17 protein-coding genes are annotated in these 17,685 nt (G+C 69.7%); 1 reads left to right on the top strand and 16 read right to left on the bottom strand.

The genetic code is table 11. From position 1 onward, the window contains the following. Position 1: 1 nt before the first annotated feature. The 3 genes from CVO96_RS11655 to CVO96_RS11645 form a co-directional block, all read right to left on the bottom strand. Complete coding sequence (locus tag CVO96_RS11655) at positions 2-946, bottom strand: acetyl-CoA carboxylase carboxyltransferase subunit alpha (protein ID WP_103312376.1); 945 nt, start codon at positions 944-946, stop codon at positions 2-4. Further along, positions 943-1,815, bottom strand: a complete 873-nt coding sequence (accD, locus tag CVO96_RS11650) for an acetyl-CoA carboxylase, carboxyltransferase subunit beta (RefSeq protein WP_103312375.1) — start codon at positions 1,813-1,815, stop codon at positions 943-945. The genes CVO96_RS11655 and accD overlap by 4 nt, the downstream gene beginning before the upstream one ends. A 151-nt stretch (positions 1,816-1,966) precedes the next feature. After that, positions 1,967-2,410, bottom strand: coding sequence for a hypothetical protein (locus CVO96_RS11645; protein WP_103312374.1), 444 nt, complete (start codon positions 2,408-2,410; stop codon positions 1,967-1,969). 135 nt (positions 2,411-2,545) lie between these two features. On the opposite strand from CVO96_RS11645, the gene cutA reads away from it, so the two are divergent. Further along, positions 2,546-2,863, top strand: coding sequence for a divalent-cation tolerance protein CutA (cutA, locus tag CVO96_RS11640; RefSeq protein WP_103312373.1), 318 nt, complete (start codon positions 2,546-2,548; stop codon positions 2,861-2,863). A gap of 93 nt (positions 2,864-2,956) precedes the next feature. Here cutA and CVO96_RS11635 read toward each other — a convergent pair whose 3' ends face one another. The 13 genes from CVO96_RS11635 to nuoG all read right to left on the bottom strand — a co-directional run bounded on the left by CVO96_RS11635 (position 2,957) and on the right by nuoG (position 17,667). Continuing rightward, entirely contained in the window at positions 2,957-3,895 is a 939-nt protein-coding gene (locus CVO96_RS11635) for a hypothetical protein (RefSeq protein ID WP_103312372.1), read from the bottom strand. Continuing rightward, complete coding sequence (locus CVO96_RS11630) at positions 3,895-5,409, bottom strand: hypothetical protein (RefSeq protein WP_103312371.1); 1,515 nt, start codon at positions 5,407-5,409, stop codon at positions 3,895-3,897. The genes CVO96_RS11635 and CVO96_RS11630 overlap by 1 nt, the downstream gene beginning before the upstream one ends. Beyond that, entirely contained in the window at positions 5,406-6,233 is an 828-nt protein-coding gene (locus tag CVO96_RS11625; RefSeq protein WP_103312370.1) for an ABC transporter ATP-binding protein, read from the bottom strand. Before CVO96_RS11625 ends, CVO96_RS11630 begins: the two co-directional genes overlap by 4 nt. Further along, a complete protein-coding gene (locus CVO96_RS11620; RefSeq protein ID WP_103312369.1) occupies positions 6,230-6,934 on the bottom strand; it encodes a hypothetical protein in 705 nt (234 codons plus the stop codon). Before CVO96_RS11620 ends, CVO96_RS11625 begins: the two co-directional genes overlap by 4 nt. Continuing rightward, a complete protein-coding gene (locus CVO96_RS11615) occupies positions 6,931-7,497 on the bottom strand; it encodes an RNA polymerase sigma factor (RefSeq protein WP_103312368.1) in 567 nt (188 codons plus the stop codon). The genes CVO96_RS11620 and CVO96_RS11615 overlap by 4 nt, the downstream gene beginning before the upstream one ends. Before the next feature lie 128 nt (positions 7,498-7,625). Continuing rightward, positions 7,626-9,149, bottom strand: coding sequence for an NADH-quinone oxidoreductase subunit N (locus CVO96_RS11610; RefSeq protein WP_243398316.1), 1,524 nt, complete (start codon positions 9,147-9,149; stop codon positions 7,626-7,628). A gap of 1 nt (position 9,150) precedes the next feature. Beyond that, complete coding sequence (locus CVO96_RS11605) at positions 9,151-10,602, bottom strand: NADH-quinone oxidoreductase subunit M (RefSeq protein WP_423739362.1); 1,452 nt, start codon at positions 10,600-10,602, stop codon at positions 9,151-9,153. 133 nt (positions 10,603-10,735) lie between these two features. Then, a complete protein-coding gene (gene nuoL / locus CVO96_RS11600; RefSeq protein ID WP_103313447.1) occupies positions 10,736-12,661 on the bottom strand; it encodes an NADH-quinone oxidoreductase subunit L in 1,926 nt (641 codons plus the stop codon). 9 nt (positions 12,662-12,670) lie between these two features. Further along, positions 12,671-12,973 carry an NADH-quinone oxidoreductase subunit NuoK gene (gene nuoK, locus CVO96_RS11595; RefSeq protein ID WP_103312366.1) on the bottom strand — a complete coding sequence of 101 codons (303 nt, stop codon included), beginning with the start codon at positions 12,971-12,973 and terminating at the stop codon, positions 12,671-12,673. Continuing rightward, a complete protein-coding gene (locus CVO96_RS11590; protein ID WP_103312365.1) occupies positions 12,973-13,566 on the bottom strand; it encodes an NADH-quinone oxidoreductase subunit J in 594 nt (197 codons plus the stop codon). The genes nuoK and CVO96_RS11590 overlap by 1 nt, the downstream gene beginning before the upstream one ends. 112 nt (positions 13,567-13,678) lie before the next feature. Then, positions 13,679-14,215 carry an NADH-quinone oxidoreductase subunit NuoI gene (nuoI, locus tag CVO96_RS11585; protein WP_103312364.1) on the bottom strand — a complete coding sequence of 179 codons (537 nt, stop codon included), beginning with the start codon at positions 14,213-14,215 and terminating at the stop codon, positions 13,679-13,681. Positions 14,216-14,326: 111 nt separating this feature from the next. Next, positions 14,327-15,502 carry an NADH-quinone oxidoreductase subunit NuoH gene (gene nuoH / locus CVO96_RS11580; protein WP_103312363.1) on the bottom strand — a complete coding sequence of 392 codons (1,176 nt, stop codon included), beginning with the start codon at positions 15,500-15,502 and terminating at the stop codon, positions 14,327-14,329. After that, a complete protein-coding gene (gene nuoG / locus CVO96_RS11575) occupies positions 15,502-17,667 on the bottom strand; it encodes an NADH-quinone oxidoreductase subunit NuoG (protein ID WP_103312362.1) in 2,166 nt (721 codons plus the stop codon). The genes nuoH and nuoG overlap by 1 nt, the downstream gene beginning before the upstream one ends. Positions 17,668-17,685: the final 18 nt, after the last annotated feature.

The raw sequence follows: 17,685 nt of genomic DNA, 5'->3' as shown, positions 1-17,685 counted from the left end.
GCTAGACCTCCGTGTACGCCCCGAGCTTCCGGAAGCGCTCGCCGCGCTGCCGGAGCAGGTCGTCGCGGTTCAGGGCCATCAGTTCGCGCAGGTGGCGGGTCACGGCCTCGCCGACGGGCAGGGCGGCGGCGTCCATGTCCAGATGCGCTCCGCCGGTCGGCTCGGGAATCACTTCCTCCACGATGCCCAGTTCCAGCAGGTCGGGTGCCGTGAGCTTCAGGGCCTCGGCGGCCAGCGGGGCCTGCGCGGCGTCCTTCCAGATGATGGAGGCGGCCCCCTCGGGCGAGATCACCGAGTACCAGGCGTTCTCCTGGATCAGCACGCGGTTGCCCACCGCCACCGCCAGCGCCCCGCCGGAGCCGCCCTCGCCGATCACCACGCACACCGCCGGCACACGCAGCGAGAGCATCCGGCGGATGCTTTCGGCGATGGCCCAGCCCTGACCGCGCTCCTCGGCCTCCAGGCCGGGGTAGGCGCCCTGGGTATCGACCAGCGACACCACCGGCAGGCCGAACTTGTCGGCCATGTCCATCAGGCGCACGGCCTTGCGGAAGCCCTCGGGGTTGGCACTGCCGAAGCGCCTCTTGATCTTGCTTTTCGTGTCGCGGCCCTTCTGCTGCAGCAGCAGCATGACCGGGATGCCCTGCCAGCGGGCGGGGCCACCGATCAGCGCGGGGTCGTCACCGAAGCGGCGGTCACCGTGCAGTTCCAGGAACTCGGTGCACAGGCGATCCACGTAGTCCAGCGCGGTGGGCCGACCCGGCGCGCGGGCCAGCTGCACCCGTTCCCAGCGGCTGGGCGCGGGCAGCCCCTCGCGCAGCCGCCGCACCTCGTCGCGCAGGGGGCTCAGGGCGGCCTCCAGATTCTGACCGGTCTTCTGCGCGGTGCCTTCCAGGTCGCGCACGCGGGCTTCGAGTTCGCGCAGGGTGTCGACGTTCGCGGTCACGCGCTGGCCTCCAGGGGGGCCCGGTCGGTGCGGGTCAGCAGCCCCAGCAGCGAGGCCAGGTAGGTGCGGTGCTCGCGCCTGTCCACGACGGCGTCCACCATGCCGTGCGCGAGCAGGAACTCGGCGCGCTGGAAGCCCTCGGGCAGATGCTGGCGGATGGTCTGCTGGATCACGCGGGGGCCGGCGAAGCCGATGAGGGCCCCGGGCTCGGCCACGATCACGTCGGCGATGGTGGCGAAACTGGCGGTCACGCCGCCGGTGGTCGGGTCGGTGAGCAGGCTCACGTAGGGCAGGCCGCGCGCCGAGAGGGCCTCCAGGGCCACGGTGGTCTTGGCCATCTGCATCAGCGACAGGGCGCTTTCCTGCATCCGGGCGCCGCCGCTGGCGGTCACGATGATCAGCGGCGTGCCGTGGGCGGCCGCGTGTTCGGCCGCGCGGGCGATCTCCTCGCCGACCACGCTGCCCATGGAGCCGCCCGAAAAGGCGAAGTCCATCACGGCCAGCGTGACGCCCTGGCCCAGCAGCGTCCCGCTGCCGGTCAGGATCGCGTCGGGGCGGCCGGCCTTGCGCTGGGCGCGCTCCAGGCGGGCCGCATAGGTCTCGGTGTCCTTGAAGTCCAGCCGGTCGAGGGGATGCACCCGGCCGGAGAGCTGCGTCCAGCTTCCCGGGTCGATCAGGGCGTCGACCCGTTTCTGGGCGTCCAGGCGCAGGTGGTGGCCGCACTTGGGGCAGACCTGCACGTTGGCTTCGAGGTCACGGTTGTACAGCCCCTCCTTGCAGTTGGGGCATTGCGTCCACAGATCCGGCATGTCCACGTCCACACCGGTCTGCTGTGGGCGACGACGCCGGAAAAAACGGTCTAGGGCCATGTGCTCTGTCCTCCCGGTTGAACTCTATCGCCGCATTCTAAGCGTGGGAGGGCCCAGGCGAATTGCACCGCGTCCAAATCCGCGGCCCGGGGGTGGGCTGAGGGCGGGCCCAGCCCAAGCGACTCGGCCCGGCCTCCCCAACCCGGCCGACTCAGCCCAGCTTGCTCTTCAGGTAATCGTCGAGCTGGGCCAGTTGCAGGTTCACGTCGCGCTGCAGGGCGTCGATGCGGGCGCTCAGGCTGCCCAGGTCGGCCGAAGGCGCCGAGCTGGGCAAGGCGTTCAGGCGCTCGTCGATATGGGTCTGCAGCTGGGCGAAGCGGCTGCCCTCCTTGCTGTCCAGGCTCACCCGCAGGCCCTCCATGTCGCGCAGCAGCCGGGCGGAGTCGGCCTGGGCGCGCAGGCCCGAGAGGCCCGCCCAGAAATAGAAGATCAGCGCCAGCAGGGTGCCCAGGATCAGCAGGATCAGGCCCATCGGCACGCCCCGGTAGGTCACGAAGCCCAGGCTCAGGGTGTGGGGGAACATCAGCGCGTTGGTGTTCAGCAGCGCAAAGAGCGCGAGCAACACCAGCACCACAATCAGGACGACCGTCCGCATGAGCGCAGCCTAACACCCGGAGCCCGGCCCGCCGGGCTGACGTAAGCCTTGATAAGCGCGGCGCTGGAGGCAGGCGGCAGTCCCCCCCCACCGGACGCTTGTCCCGGAGCCGGTCGGCGGGGCGTATCCTGCGGCATGTCATTGGTCGTGATGGTCACCATCCCCCCCGAACGGGCGCATGATCTGGCGCGTACCCTGGTCAGCGAGCACCTCGCGGGCTGCGTGAACATCCTCCCCGGCCTCCAGAGCGTGTACCGCTGGCAGGGCGACGTGGCCGAAGACCCCGAAACCATGCTGCTGATCAAGACCAGCGGCGAGAGATACCCCGAACTGGAGGCGCGCATCAAGTCGCTGCACCCCTACGAGGTGCCGGAGATCATCGCCCTGCAGTTCGACCGCGCCCTGCCGGAATTCCAGACCTGGCTGCGCGAATCGCTGGAAACGCCCCGCTGACGCCCCGGCGGGCAGCGAGAGGGTCATGGACAGACCACAGAGCAGGCCGCCCCATCCACCGGGCGGCCTTCCTGACGGGCCTGCGGCGCCGCGTCAGAACGTCCAGTCGACTGAAGAGACCCGTCCATCCTCGACCCTGAGCAGCACCGGGAAGCGCTTGACTCCCAGCTGGCGGGCCAGCGCCGTGCCGTCGGGCTCGCCCTGCTCCGGGAAGGCCGTGAGCACCCGCAGCGCCTGCCCGGACGACTCGGCCAGCTTCAGCACGGCCGACATCTGGGGCTCGTGCAGGCTGGCCCAGGGCGCCTGGAGCACGGTGTACCCGGAGGTCAGGCCCGCTGGAGTCACGGCCTGAATACGCTGCGGGGTCAGGGCCGGCACCGCCGGGGCGAACACCAGCGCCGCCGCCAGCAGGCCCGTGCCCAGGCGCAGCGCCCAGGACACCCGCAGCCACGTCCAGGGCACCCCGAAGGCCAGCAGCACCATCCCGGCCCCCAGGGCATGCAGGGTCAGGCGCGGCTCGAAGAACACCGTCATGTTCCACTCGAAGGGGATCGGGCAGTACTTGACCACGAATATGCCCGCCACCGCGCCGCCCGCCAGGGCTGGATTCCCGGTGCGCCACAGCACCAGCAGGGCCGGCGCGGCGAACCAGGCAGCGCGCGGGGCAAACCACGTCCAGACCTGGGGGATGGGGCGCCCCGGGGCATAGACCGGGGTCAGGACGGCGAGAGCGAGCAGGGCCAGCACCACGAGACAGGCCAGCTGACGGAGTTGCCGCCGTCCCTCGGGCTCAGCCGACCCGGCCGTGATCTCCCAGGCGGAGTCAGTGCCCGGCGAGGGCAGCAGCGCCAGCGCCAGGGCCAGTGCCGCCGCGACCACGACGCCCAGGGTGAAGCCGGCGTAGGACGGGGGGACATGCTGCAGTCCCACCGTCGCCAGCGCTGCGCCCACCAGCAGGGCGAGTGTGCCGAGCCAGCCCACCGCCCGCCACTCCAGCCAGGCCAGACGCAGGGGGGTGGGCAGCGCGGTCATCACTTCACCTCCTGAGCGAAGGTGCGCGCCTGCTTCGCCGGCCCACGCAGCCTGCCGCTCTGGACGGCGCCGAGCAGCGCCCGGGCGAGCTTGTCGTGGCCGATCTGCTCGCCGCGCTGCCAGAGGGCGCTCAGACCCGGGCTGTTCCAGAAGATCCGGCTCTGCTGGTCGGTCAGCATGGGGCCCACCACATTCCAGCGGGGATCGCCCCGGAGGGACAGCCAGGCCACGTACTTCTGGACGATGCCGGCCGCGTCCGGCGTGTCCTCACGCAGCGTGACCGTGCCGTCCGCCGAGCGCCGGGGCTGTGGGCCAGAGACCGGCGTCCCCCGCAGGACGTGGAGCGCCACGCCCTGCAGGAACATCAGATCGTCGGGGAGCACCGTGATCCTCTTGGTCGTCTTGCCGCCCAGTGTGATCTGCTCGGTGACCCGGGAGGGCACGGCGTCCCGCAGCTTTCGCTCGCTGAGGTACAGCGTGCCGCCCAGCAGGCGGGAACCGGGGGAGGCGAAGTTCAGATCCGGATACGTGGTGACGGCCGGGAGGGTCAGGCTTGGCTGCAGTTGGTGCAGCGTCCGGAGCGCCCCCTGCAGTCGCTGGCCCAGCTCCGCCGACGGGTGGGGCAGACACACGCGGGGGGCGCCGGACGTGCAGGCGTACGCAGCGGACGGCACCCGTGCAACCGGCAGATCCGGGCGCTCGTAGCTCACCGCCGGCCACGGCGGCGTGGTCGTCCAGTCCCAGCGGGGATAGCGCTGCGCGGCCTGAGCCAGTGGGGTGATCGAGAGGGCGACCAGTACGCCCACCCCCAGGCCCACTCCCCAGGACAGCCGGGTGTGGTTCGCAGGAGAATGCAGCGGCAACCACCGCGAGGCGCGAACGGCCAGCAGCAGCAGCAACACGGCCACCCCCAGCAGATACCCGGCGTGCAGGGCGTAGGGCAGCGGGGGGCAGCCCACCAGTTCCGAGCAGCGCGCCTCCGGGGCAAAGCCCAGGGTGTGCGGCAGGGCGCGGCTCCAGGCCGAGATCAGCAGGGCCAGCAGCACCGGGGCGACGAACACCAGCGGCCCCTTCAGCGCGTGCCCGACGGCCAGCCCCAGCCACGCGAGCACCACCGCCCCCGCCAGGCTGGGCAGCAGGGAGAGCAGCAGGCGGGGGGGCAGAAAGGTCGTCAGCTCCGGTTTGTGGGGCCACCACACCGCCACGCCCGCGACGACCACGGCGACCCCGATGAGCGGCAGCAGCGCCAGGGCCTGACCGACCACGTAGCGCCCACGGCTGACCGGCGAGCTGCCCACCACGTCCCCCAGGCCGGGGGCACGATCCCGGCTGGCGAGCAGGGCCGCGAGCAGCGCCGCCCACAGGCCGATCCAGGCCAGCTGCTCGTTCAGGCCCTCCACGGCGTCGTTGACCGTGCGGGCAGTGGTGCCACCATTCACGGAAAACAGCAGCAGCAGGGCCAGCAGGCCCCAGGGCACCGGGCTGCGGGCCAGCAGCCGCCAGCCCGCGATCACGCCCCCCTCCCGGCCAGCGCCAGATAGCCTTCCTCCACGGTGGGCGCACAGGCGATCAATCCGGGGAGGGGATCGGCCGTGAGCACCCGTGGCCCGACGTCGGTGAGCTGCACGACGGTTCCCGACAGGTCACTCCCCACATACACCCGGCCCTGGGCGTAGTCCGTGAGGCCCTGCGGCGATCCCTGGTATTTCAGCTCGCCGCCCAGCAGCACGCTCACCTGCGGGGCGACGGCGGTGACGTCCTCGACGATGTGGGTGGAGATCACCGCCACGCGGGCCTCGGTGCTGGCGAGCAGGTGCCGGAAGCGCACCCGCTCGGCCGGGTCGAGGCCGGCGGTCGGCTCGTCCACGATCAGCAGTTCGGGACGGTTCACGATGGCCTGCGCGATGCCCAGCCGCCGCCGCATGCCGCCCGAGAAGCCCCCCGCCCGCCGGTGGGCGACCCCTTCCAGCCCGACCCCGGCGAGCACCTCCAGGACGCGGGTGCGGCGCTCGGCGGGGCGCTTCATGCCCTTGAGGATGGCGATGTACTCCACGAACTCGAAGGCCGTGAAGGTGGGGTAGGGCGTGAAGTCCTGCGGCAGGTAGCCCAGCACGCGCCGCAGGGCCAGGCGCTCGGGGGCCCGTGCGGGATTCAGGCCCAGGATGCGGATCTCGCCGTCCTGGGGCTGGTGCAGGGTCGCCAGGGCGCGCAGCAGGGTGGTCTTGCCCGCCCCGTTGGGGCCCAGCAGGCCCGAGACCCCCGCCGGCAGGTCGAGCGTCAGATTCCGGAGGGCGACGTGCCGGCCATAGCGGTGGGTGACGTTCGTCAGCGAGATCATGCGGGCCTCCTGGCATGGCGCCCGGCGAGGACGAGGGTGGCGAGCAGGCACAGCAGGATCAGGAGGGCCTGCGCGGCGCTGTCCGGGAAGGGCGGGGGCGGCGTGGCGCGTTCACCGTGCTGGTAGGCGAAGTCCAGCAGCAGCCAGACCCAGGTCAGCGCGGCGGCGCCCAGGCCGGCGTACGCCCCGAAGGGAAGGCCGACCGCCAGCGCCAGCGAGTGGGTCAGCAGGCAGGGCAGCAGCCAGGCGGCCAGGAAGCCGGGGGGCAGCCAGGGCAGGGCCAGCAGCAGCGGCCCGCCCAGGAGCAGCCACAGCAGCAGTTGCCGGGCCAGCACCAGCAGGGAAGCGTTCCCCGAGGCGCGCGTGAGTTCATAGGCCGGGTCGAGCGAGGAGTACACCGCCACCCCGCCCGCCAGTCCGGCCAGCAGCGGCCCCAGGAGCAGCAGCGGCTGCGAGGCCGGGCCACCGATCAGCCCCCCCGCCAGCACTGTCAGGGCGGCGCCCAGACCCAGCAGGGCGGCCGCTGGGGGAGCGCGCAGGGCGGCCTCGACCGGGGTGCCGTCCAGGCCCAGGGCGACGCAGACCCGCGAGGCCAGCGGGAGGGGGGGCAGGGTGGGTTCAGCGATGCGGCGCTCGATGGCGGCCCAGACCTCGCCCCCACCGTCGCCCGTCTTCAACACGTCCAGCGGATCCCGGTTCATGGGGTGCCTCCCAGCTCGGCGCGCAGCTTCGCTCGTGCAGCGTGCTGGCGGCTTTTCACGGTGCCCAGCGGCACGCCCAGCACCTGCGCGGCCTCCTGCAGGCTCAGCTCACCCAGCGAGACGAGTTCGACGACCTCGCGTTCTTTCGTCGGCAGTCTCCTGACTGCCTGCAGGGCCGCCAGGAAGTCGAGCTGCTCGGGGCTGTGCAGGGCGTCGGACTCCTGCAGTTCCCAGGTGACCTTGACCTGCCGTGAGCGGTTGCGGGCGTGGTTGCGCGCGATGCCGTAGAGCCAGGTGCTCACGGTCGAGGCCCCCCGGAAGGTGCCCGCCCGCTGCCAGGCCGTCACGAAGACGTCCTGCAGGACTTCCTCGGCATCCTCACGGCCCAGGGAGGCGCGCAGGAAGCGGTAGAGCCCAGCGTGATGCGCGTCGTAGAGGGCCCGCAGCGCGCCCTGATCGCCGGCCTGCACCCGCCGCAGGTGGGCGAGGTCGTCCCCGGGGGGCGCCGTGTCCCGCAGAGTGAGGGAACCGGGCGGCGCGTCCATGCCTATGAATATCGTCATCTACCCGGTGAGTGTCGGGATCGGGAGCAAAAGTTCAGGGCAGCGCCCATCGGGGCCAGCAGGAGCAGGCCGCCCCACCCACCGGGCGGCCTGCTCTATGGTCTGTTGGTCTGTACCTGGGCTCTCCCCTACCGCCCGGCGAGCAGTTGCCAGATGGCGGGGTTGCCCAACCAGCCGTACCACAGGTTGGGCAGGATCCCCAGCAGGGTCACGCCCGCCACGCCCAGACCCACGGCCAGGGTGGTCGGGGGCCGCTGGCCGTTCGCGTATTCGCGCGCCGGCGTGCGGTCCGGCATGAACATCAGCATGCCGGGCCGCAGGTAGTAGATCAGCGCGGCCACGCTCGTGACGGCCGCCAGCACGCTGAGCCACACGTAGCCGTTCTGGAAGGCCGCCTGGAAGGCCAGATACTTGCCGAAGAAGCCCGCAAACGGCGGCAGCCCCGCCAGCGAGGCCAGGCAGATCGCCAGCGCGACCGCGTAGCCGGGGTGGCGGTAATACAGGCCGCGCAGGTCGCTGACCTCCATGCCGGCCTCCGTGCGCTGCAGGGCGGCCACGATGGCCAGCGCGGCGGCCGTCATCAGCGTGTAGACCAGCAGGTAGTAGGTCAGGGCGGCGCCGCCGGTGGCCGGGGTGCCCAGCAGGGCCATCGCCAGGAAGCCGGTGTGGGCCACCGCCGAGTAGGCCAGCATGCGCTTGAAGTTGGCCTGCAGCAGCGCCGCCGTGTTGCCGATGATGAGGGTGGCGGCGGTCAGGATCTGCAGGGTGCTGGCCCAGCCCGGCGCGTCGGCCAGGGCGCCCGAGAAGACCCGCAGCATCCCCGCGAAGACCGCGACCTTCACGACCGTGCTCAGGAACAGGCTGACGGAGGTGGGGGCGCCGGAATACACGTCCGGCGTCCACTGGTGGAAGGGCACCAGCGCGATCTTGAATGCGAAGCCCGCCAGCACCAGCAGCGCCCCGCCGACCAGGATGCCCACGTTCTGGGGTTGCAGCCCATCAACCGAGGCCACCCGCAGCGAGATCTCGGCGTAGTTCAGCGAACCGGTGGCGCCGTACACGAAGGCGATGCCGTAGATCAGGATGGCCGAGCCCACCGCGCCCAGCAGGAAGTACTTCAGACCGGCCTCCTCGGCGCGGCGCGAGTCCTGCAGGGTGGCGAGCACGTAGCCCGACAGGCTCATGATCTCCAGGCCGATCAGCATGACGATCAGGTCGCCGGAGAAGGCCATCAGCAGGCCGCCCGTGATGGCGTACATGAGCATGGCGTCGAACTCGGGGAACGAAATCCGGGCGCGCCAGGCGGTGTCCAGCGACACCAGCAGGGTCATGACGCTGCCCACGATGATCACCAGCCCCAGCAGCAGCGCGGGGTTATCGGCCTGCAGCGAGGCGGTGATCAGGCTCTGGCCGTCGGGCAGCCGGATGGTGTGGGTAAACGCCTGGCGGCCCTGGTTCCACAGCCCCATCATCCAGGCGGCCGAGATCACCAGCCAGCCCAGGTTCATGTAGGTGAGGGTGCGGCGGCTGACCCAGAAGCCCAGCAGGGTGCTGCTCAGCGCCCCGAGCAGCACCGCCAGGATGGGAAAGAGGGCGCCGAAGGAATAGAGGTTGGTTCCCGTGGGAACGCTCAGCATCTCAGGTGTGGGCATCTCAGTTGCTCCCCAGTGCGGCGAGCACGGCTTTGACGGCAGGTTGCATGAGGTTCAGGGCAGGGGCGGAGTACACGCCGAAGAGGATCGCCACGGCCAGCGGCAGTCCCAGGATCAGCCATTCGGTGTGCACAAGGTCGCGCACCACCACGCCGCCGGGCGGCCGGGCCTGCCAGAAGGAGTGCTGGAAGGCGGTCAGGGCGTAGGCCGCGGCCGCTATGGTGGTCAGGCCGGCGATGAAGGCCAGCCAGGGAAAGACCTGATAGGCGCCCAGCAGGATCGAGAACTCTCCGATGAAACCGGCCATGCCGGGCACGGCGATGGAGGCCAGCCAGAGGGCCAGCGTCAGGCCGCCCAGCGCGCCCGCCTGGGTCATGGCGCCGCCCACCCGCGTATGCACCGAGCCGATGCGCTCCTGCAGCATGCCGACCGCCAGGAACAGCGCGCCGGTATACAGGTTCTGGAAGGCCAGCAGGTACATCGCGCCGATCACGGCCGTCTCGTTCAGGGAAAAGACGCCCAGCGCGACGAAACCCATGTGCGAGAGGCCCGCGTAGGCTAGCAACCTCTTCCAGTCGGTCTGGTGGAAGGCGATCCAGGCAGCGTACAGCGCCGTGAAGGCCGCCAGCCCCATGAGCACCGGGCGCAGTTCCAGCGAGGCGTCGGGGAACAGCGTGATGCCGAAGATGAAGATGCCGTAGCCGCCGACCTTGTACAGCGTGCCCATCACGTCGGGAATGCCGGAATCGTGGTTCTGCTCGTGGAAATCGGGCAGCCAGGCGTGCAGCGGCCACAGCGGCAGCTTCACCGCCATGGCGGCCAGGAAGGCCACGTACAGCCAGGTCTGGGTGGGCCCGGCGGGCACGACGTTGGCGCGCAGGTCGGCCAGCGCGAAGGTGGGCGAGCCGCCCAGGTACTTGATCCCGATGATCGAGACCAGCATCAGCAGGGAGCCGAACAGTGTGTAGGCCGCGAACTTGACCAGCGCCTGCATGCGCCCCGCCTTGCCGTAGATGGCGAGCATCAGCAACGAGGGCAGCAGGGCGTCCTCGAAGAACACGTAGAACAGCACGAGGTCGCGGGCCGCGAAGATGCCCAGCAACCCGGTTTCCATCGCCAGGATCAGCGCCAGCATGGTGCCGGGGTTGGGAATGCGCCGCGCCGCGTACAGCACCGCGATGAACGACATGAAGGCCGTCACCATCGCCAGCGCGAGGCTGACGCCGGAGAGTTCGGTGGAGTACGTGATGCCCAGCGCCGGCACCCAGTTCACGCTCAGCAGGCCCGAGCCGCCCGCCCGCCAGATCATGAAGCCGATGCCCAATGTCAGCACCGCGAGGAAGCCCGCCACCTCGTCGCGCCAGCGCTTGGGCGTGACCAGCAGCAGCAGCGAGCCCAGCATGGGCAGGAAGATCATGAAGGTGGGCAGCAGGCTGATGAATTCGCGGGTCATAGGCGCTCCGGTGTCGCGGCCCCGACTGGGGTCGTGACACCCGACTGGAAGGAGAAGGAGAGAAGCGGCCGTCTACGGAATGGAGCCGACGGCGGCGCCTTCCCGGCGGCGGCGCAGTGGAGTGGACGGCCGCTCACGAGGCACTTCCGATGGTCTTGAGCGCCCAGTAGCCGATGATCGCCGCCGTGCCGAGCAGCATGGAGACGGCGTAGGCCCGCACGAAGCCGCTCTGCCAGAGGGTGAACAGCCCGCCCGGCGCCGCCGCGTTGCTGGCAATCCCGTTGACCAGTCCGTCGGTGCTGCGGTCGGCGATGTCGAAGGCGCCAGCCAGGGCCTTGCTCGGGTTGCCGATCAGGCCGTCGTAGGCGTTGTCGAGGTACAGGGCCGAGGTGCTCGCCTGCCCGAGCGGGCCGTCGAAGAGGGTGCTGCGCCGGTGTTCCAGATACGCCCAGACCAGCCCGCCCACGCCCGCCGCGACCGCCAGGAACGTCAGCAGGATCTCGGTGGACACGGGAATCTCGTGGACTTCCAGCGGCACCGCGCGGCTCAGGAAGTCGTCGAAGGCGTGGCCCCCGCCCAGGAAGGTGGGCACGTTCAGGAAACCGCCCAGCGTGGCGAGCGCCGCCAGCACGCCCAGCGGCGCGGTGATCAGCGGATCGGCCTCGTGCGGGTGGGCGTGGCCCCGGTACGTGCCGCGCCACACCAGGAAGTACCAGCGGCCCATGTAGAAGGCGGTCAGCAGTGCCACCCCCAAGCCGATCACGTACAGCAGCGGGTTGGCCTCGTAGGCGGCGGCCAGGATCGCGTCCTTACTGAAAAAGCCGCTCCAGATCGGAATGCCGCAGATGGCGAGCACGCCGACCGCCGAGACGATATGCGTGAACGGCATGTATTTCCGCAGCCCGCCCATCTGCCGCACGTCCTGCTCCTCGTGCAGCGCGTGGATCACGGCGCCCGCCGAGAGGAACAGCAGCGCCTTGAAGAACGCGTGGGTGAGCAGGTGGAACACGCCCGCCGTGTAGGCGTGCAGGCCCACCGCCAGGAACATGTAGCCCAGCTGCGAGACCGTGGAGTACGCCAGGATCTTCTTGATGTCGTGCTGGTTCAGGGCACACAGCGCCCCGTACAGCGCGGTCAGCCCGCCGACCCAGGCGACCCACAGCGAGGCGGTGGGCGCGAGGTCGTACAGGAAGTGGGAGCGGGCCACGAGGTAGACGCCCGCCGTGACCATCGTGGCCGCGTGGATCAGGGCGGAGACCGGCGTGGGGCCGGCCATCGCGTCCGGCAGCCAGGTCGTCAGCGGGAGCTGGCCCGACTTGCCGACCGCGCCGACGAGCAGGAACAGGCAGGCGAGTTCCAGCGTCGGCTGGCTGAACTGCACCGTCTCGACCCGCTCGGCGAGCTGCTGGATGTTCAGCGTGCCGAACGCCTTGAACAGCAGGAACATCCCCAGCATGAAGCCCAGGTCGCCGATGCGGTTCATGATGAAGGCCTTGCGGGCGGCGTTCGAGTTGCTGATGCCCTCGGCGTTGGTGGCGGCGAAACCCGCCGCGTCCTTCGCCTCGCCGCGCCCGGCGAACCAGAAGCCGATGAGCAGGAACGACGCCGTGCCCACGCCCTCCCAGCCCACGAACATCAGCGGGTAGGAGTCAGCCAGCACGAGGATCAGCATCATCGCCACGAAGAAGTTCAGGAAGGCGAAGAAGCGCGTGAACTTCGGGTCATGGCCCATGTACGAGATGGAATACACGTGGATCAGGAAGCCGACCCCGGTGATGATCAGGGTCATCAGCGCGGAGAGCTGATCCCAGGCGAAGCCGGCTGAGAGGTTGACGACCTGACCACCCTCGCCCAGCGCCATGTTCGGCAGCCACGTCCAGAGGGTCTCGGTCTGCACGGTGTCGGTCAGGCCAAAGAAGCGGCTGACGCCCACCAGAAAGCTGAGCAGCACCATCCCGGAGCCGAGCCAGCCGCCGGTTTTACCGGGAAAGAGGCGGGGGAAGCAGATCAGCAGGGCGAAGCCCAGCAGCGGAAACAGGGGAAGAAGGTAAAGGGGCACTCTGAGCACTCAGCCTTTCATGCCCGCGAGGTCGTCCACGTTGGTGGTCTCGCGTTTGCGGAAGATGGCGACGATGATCGCCAGGCCGATCGCCACCTCGGCGGCGGCCAGGGTCATCACGATAAACACGGCCGTCTGCCCGGTGGGGTCGCCCCAGGCCCGCGCGAAGGCCACCAGGGCCAGGTTCGCGGCGTTCAGCATCAGTTCCACGGACAAGAAGATCATGATCGCGGTGCGGCGGGTCAGCACGCCGATCATGCCCAGCGCGAACAGAATCCCCGAGAGGGCCAGATAACTGGAGGTGGGCACCATCAGGCACGCACCTCCCGCTCAGCCGTCCGTGACACGGGGGCGGGGGTGGGCGGCATCAGGATCTCCTCGGTATCGGGCACGCCGTCGGGTTCGGCGGCCGGGCGCTGCACCAGCGCCACCGCCCCCACGATGGCGACCAGCAGCAGGATGCTCACCGCCTCGAAGGGCAGCAGGAAACGGGTCAGCAGGGTCTCCCCCATGACCATGGCGGTGCCGTCCCGCACGCCCTGCACGCCCTCGGCCAGCGGGCGCGGGTCTTTGAAGGTAAAGGCCAGCACGACGAACGCCCCCGCCAACACGGTGCCGCCGATCCCGGCCAGCTCGCGCACGTAGGGCACCGGGTCGGCGCCCGTGATGGGCGAATTGGCGTTGAGCAGCATGATCACGAAGAGAAAGAGCACCATGATCGCCCCGGCGTACACGATCACTTGCACCGCGGCCAGGAACGACGCGCTCATGGTGGCGAACAGTCCCGCCACGCACAGCAGCGTGCCCACCAGCCCCAGCGAGGCGTGCACCGCGTTCCGGGCCGCGATGGTGATGACCCCGCCGACCAGCGCCAGGGCGCCCAGGAGGATGAAGGCGAGCATCATGGGCGGGCACCTGGGGTGACGGGCTGTGAGCTGTGAGCTGTGAGCTGTGAAAAAGAGGGGTCAGTGGTGCTGTGCTGTTTGCCATCTGCCGTTTGCCATCTGCCATCTGCCTTCACTTGTACTCCACCCCTTCCAGTTCCGCCCGGACGCCGCCCTCGACCTGAAAGCCCAGGCGCACGGGCTTGCCGGTGCGGGCGGCCTCGCGGCGCTGGGGCAGGCTGCCCTCGACGCCGACCAGCATGTCCTCCTTGGCGTACACGAAGTCGCCGTAGCGGTAGTCGGCCATCTCGAACTCGTTGCCCATCACCACCGCGCCGGTCGGGCAGGCCTCCTCGCACATGCCGCAGAAGATGCAGCGCAGCATGTTGATCTCGTAGACCTTGGCGTAGCGCTCGCCGGGGCTGGTGGGGCTCAGGGGATCGTTCTCGGCCGCCTCCACATAGATGGCGTAGGCCGGGCACGCGGCGGCACACAGCGAACAGCCGATGCACTTCTCAAGATTGGTGCCGGGATGCCGCGTGAGGATGTGCCGCCCCCGGAAGCGCGGCTGCAGGGTAGCCCGCTGCTCGGGATAGCTGACCGTGATCGGTTTCTGGAACAGTTTGCCCAGCGTCAGGCCCATGCCCTTGGCGATTTCAAGCACGCCCATATGAGCCTCCTAGAAGGGGGTGAGGAACGAGGAGTGAGGGATGAGGGATGAGCAACGAGGGCGCTGGTTTCTGGCCATCTGCCATCTGCCATCGGCCATCTGCGCCCCTCATCAGTCCCCTCCCGTCGGCCGGGGCAGGGCGGGCCGCATGGAGTCGTCCTCGCGGCGGATGGTCGGGGTGTTCCAGAGGACGCGCACGCGGTCGCTCATGATCAGCAGCGCGACCAGACCCGCCAGACTGAGGATCGCCAGGAACCACAGGCCGCCCTGTCCGCGGAAGGCCAGGAAGGCGGCGGTGAGCATGGTGTTCGCCAGGGCGAGCGGCAGCAGCAGCTTCCAGCCGAAGCGCATGAGCTGGTCGTAGCGCAGCCGGGGCAGCGTGGCGCGCACCCAGATGAACAGGAACAGGAAGAAGGCGATCTTGGCGACCAGCCACACGATCGGCCAGTCACTGATGCCGGGGATCAGGCCGTTCAGGAACTGCGGCCCCTTCCAGCCGCCGAAGAACAGCGTGCTCATGATGGCCGAGGCGGTGATCATGTTGACGTACTCGGCCATCTGGAACAGCGCCCATTTGATCGCGGAGTACTCGGTGAGGTAGCCCGCCACGATCTCCTGCTCGGCTTCTGGAAGGTCAAACGGCGTGCGGTTCGTCTCGGCGAAGGACGAGATCAGGAACAGGGCGAAGCCCAGCGACTGGAAGAGGATCAGCCAGCCGTTGCCCGCCTGCCAGCCCACGATGCCCTGGAAGGACGTGGTGCCCACCAGCATCAGCAGGCCAAGGATACTCAGGCCCATGCCCAGTTCGTAGGAGATCATCTGCGCGCTGCTTCTCAGGCCGCCCAGGATCGGGTACTTGGAGCCCGAGGCCCAGCCGCCCAGGAAGATGCCGTACACACCCATGGAGGTCAGGGCCAGCAGCGCCAGGATGCCCGCGTCGAGGTTGTAGACCCAGGGGTCGGCCCCGAACAGGCTGCCTGCCGGCCCCGCCGGGATGCCCCCGAAGGCGGTCAGCGCCATGCCGATCGCCACGATGGGCGCCAGCGTGTACACCAGCCGGTCGGCCAGCGTGACGTTCAGGTCTTCCTTGAAGATGGACTTGATAGCGTCGGCGGCGGGTTGCAGCAGCCCCATCGGCCCCACGCGGTTCGGCCCCGGACGCAGCTGCATGCGTCCCAGCAACCGGCGCTCGACCAGCGTCATGTACGCGAAGGTGGTCAGCAGCGCCAGCGTGACCAGCACGGCCTTGAGCAGGGTAATCAGCAGAGCGATCAGCCAGTCGGGCATCAGTCATCCCCTCCCGGTTGCGCGGCGGGAAAGACCGGCAGGGTCTGTGACAGGCCAGCGATGTGGGCGGTACTGACCCCATCCGCCGCGCGCACCAGCATCCGTTCCGTCCAGAGCTGGGGCGTGTGCGCCCTGCCGGTGGGGGCCGTGTAGAGGCGCGTGAAGGTGTGGATCACGCCGCGCTCGGGCACGGAGTCGAGCTTGATGCCCAGGCGTTCAGCGGCGAGGGTCTGGGCACTCTTCAGGCCGCGCACCTTCGCGCGCACGCCCAGCGCCTCGGCCAGCGCCGCCAGGGTGCGGATCAGGTCGGAGGCCTCGCCCGCGCTGATCGCCGCCTGGGTCAGCCCCAGCAATCGCCCCTCGAGGTTCTGCACGGTGCCGCGCTTCTCGTAGTTCGTGACCGCTGGCAGCACCACATCGGCCAGCCGGGCGGTCTCGGTCAGGTGCGTGTCGTGGACGACCGTCAGGCCTTTGGCCCGCACCCCCGGATCGAGCCGGCTGATGAAGGCGGCGGGCGCCTGCGCCAGATTCGCGTAGTTCACCCCGCCGGAGCGGGGCACCAGATTCAGCGCCGCGAGGCCTTTGCTGTTCGCCGCCGCCGGAATCGCCATGACCTTCGCGCCGGTGCGGGCCGCCAGGGCGCTGAGCATGGAGGCAAATGACCCGGAGGCACCGTTCAGGGCGTCGGCCCCCAGCACGATCACGGGCTTCTCGGCCGCCTCCAGCAGCTTCATGACCCCGCGCAGTTCGTCGGTGTCGGGGCTGTTCAGGCGGGACAGGGCGTTGGCGCCGTTGGCCGGAACCTTCGTGCCCGCGTGCGCCCACAGTCTCGACTCGCCGCCGATGACCGCCAGCTTTTCAGGCTTGCGGACGGGCCGCTCGATCAGCCGCAGGTCGGCAATGGCCGTGCCGTGCGCGAACTCCGGGGGCAGCAGGCCGCCGCGCAGCATCTCCAGGATCCGCAGTTCCAGAATCGGGGCTTCCTCGCCCAGATCGGCGCCGATCACGACCACGGCGTCGGCGGTCGCCACGTCGGTCAGGGTCGCGGCGGGGGCGGAGATATTCACCTCGTAGCGCGGCCAGTGATCCACGTGCCGCGTGCCGGTCAGCTCCGCCAGCGACTCCAGCGCAATGCCCTCTTCCAGCGTGGAATCGGCGTTCAGGTAAAGGCCCAGCTCGCCCATGTCGCGGCCGACCATGCCCTGGTTGATGGCGGTGATCGCCTCGTCCCAGGTGGCCTCGACGAGCTTCCCGTCCTCATTCCGGATCAGCGGCGTGGTCAGGCGCTCCGCGGAGGCGAAGCCGTGCCCGAAGCGCCCGGCGTCGCAGATCCAGGCCTCATTCACTTCCCGGTTCTCACGGGCCACGATGCGCTCCAGGCGGCCGTTGCGGGCATCCACGGTGATGGAGCAGCCGACCGGGCACAGCGTACAGGTGGTGGGCGTGTGGTCGTACTCCCAGTTGCGGCCCCGGAAGCGCGCCACGTTGTCCAGCAGCGCCCCCACCGGGCAGATGTCGGTGATGTTCCCGGAAAAGCCGGTGGGCAGCCCGCCCTCCTGGGTGTCGATGAAGGTGTGGCCGCCGCGCTCGATGAAATCCAGCACCTCCTGGCCCGGCACTTCCTCGAAGTAACGCACGCAGCGCTTGCAGTGGATACAGCGCTCCTGATCGAGGATCACGAAGTCCGAGAGCGGGTAATGCTTGTCGGCGTGGCGGCGGTCGAAGCCAAAGCGGCTGGCGCCGTAGCCGTATTCGAAGGCCCGATCCTGCAGCTCGCAGGCGCCGCCCTTATCGCAGGTCGGGCAGTCGAGCGGATGGTTCAGCAGCGTGAACTCCATCATGCCCGCCTGCGCCTTAGCGACCACTTCCGAGGATTTGGCCGTGCGGATGTGCATGCCCTCGGTGGCCTGCATGGTGCAGGACGCCATGGGCTTGGGGAACCAGAAGATCTTGGGCTGTCCGGTCGCCTCATCCAGCGTGAACGTTCCGTCTTTTTCCTTGCGCGGGGAGCCTGATTCCACCAGGCACATCCGGCAGGCCCCGACCGGGGACAGGTAGGAGTTGGCGCAGAAGTACGGCACGTCCTGGCCGGCGGCGAAGACAGCGTCGATGGCGCTGGTGCCGGCGGGGAGGTCGATTTCGATTCCGTCTACGTGGACTTTCACGAATGGCCTCCAACAGTG

The organism is Deinococcus koreensis (genome assembly GCF_002901445.1).
Classification (GTDB): Bacteria; Deinococcota; Deinococci; order Deinococcales; family Deinococcaceae; genus Deinococcus; species Deinococcus koreensis.
This window is presented reverse-complemented; position numbering and strand designations above follow the sequence as displayed.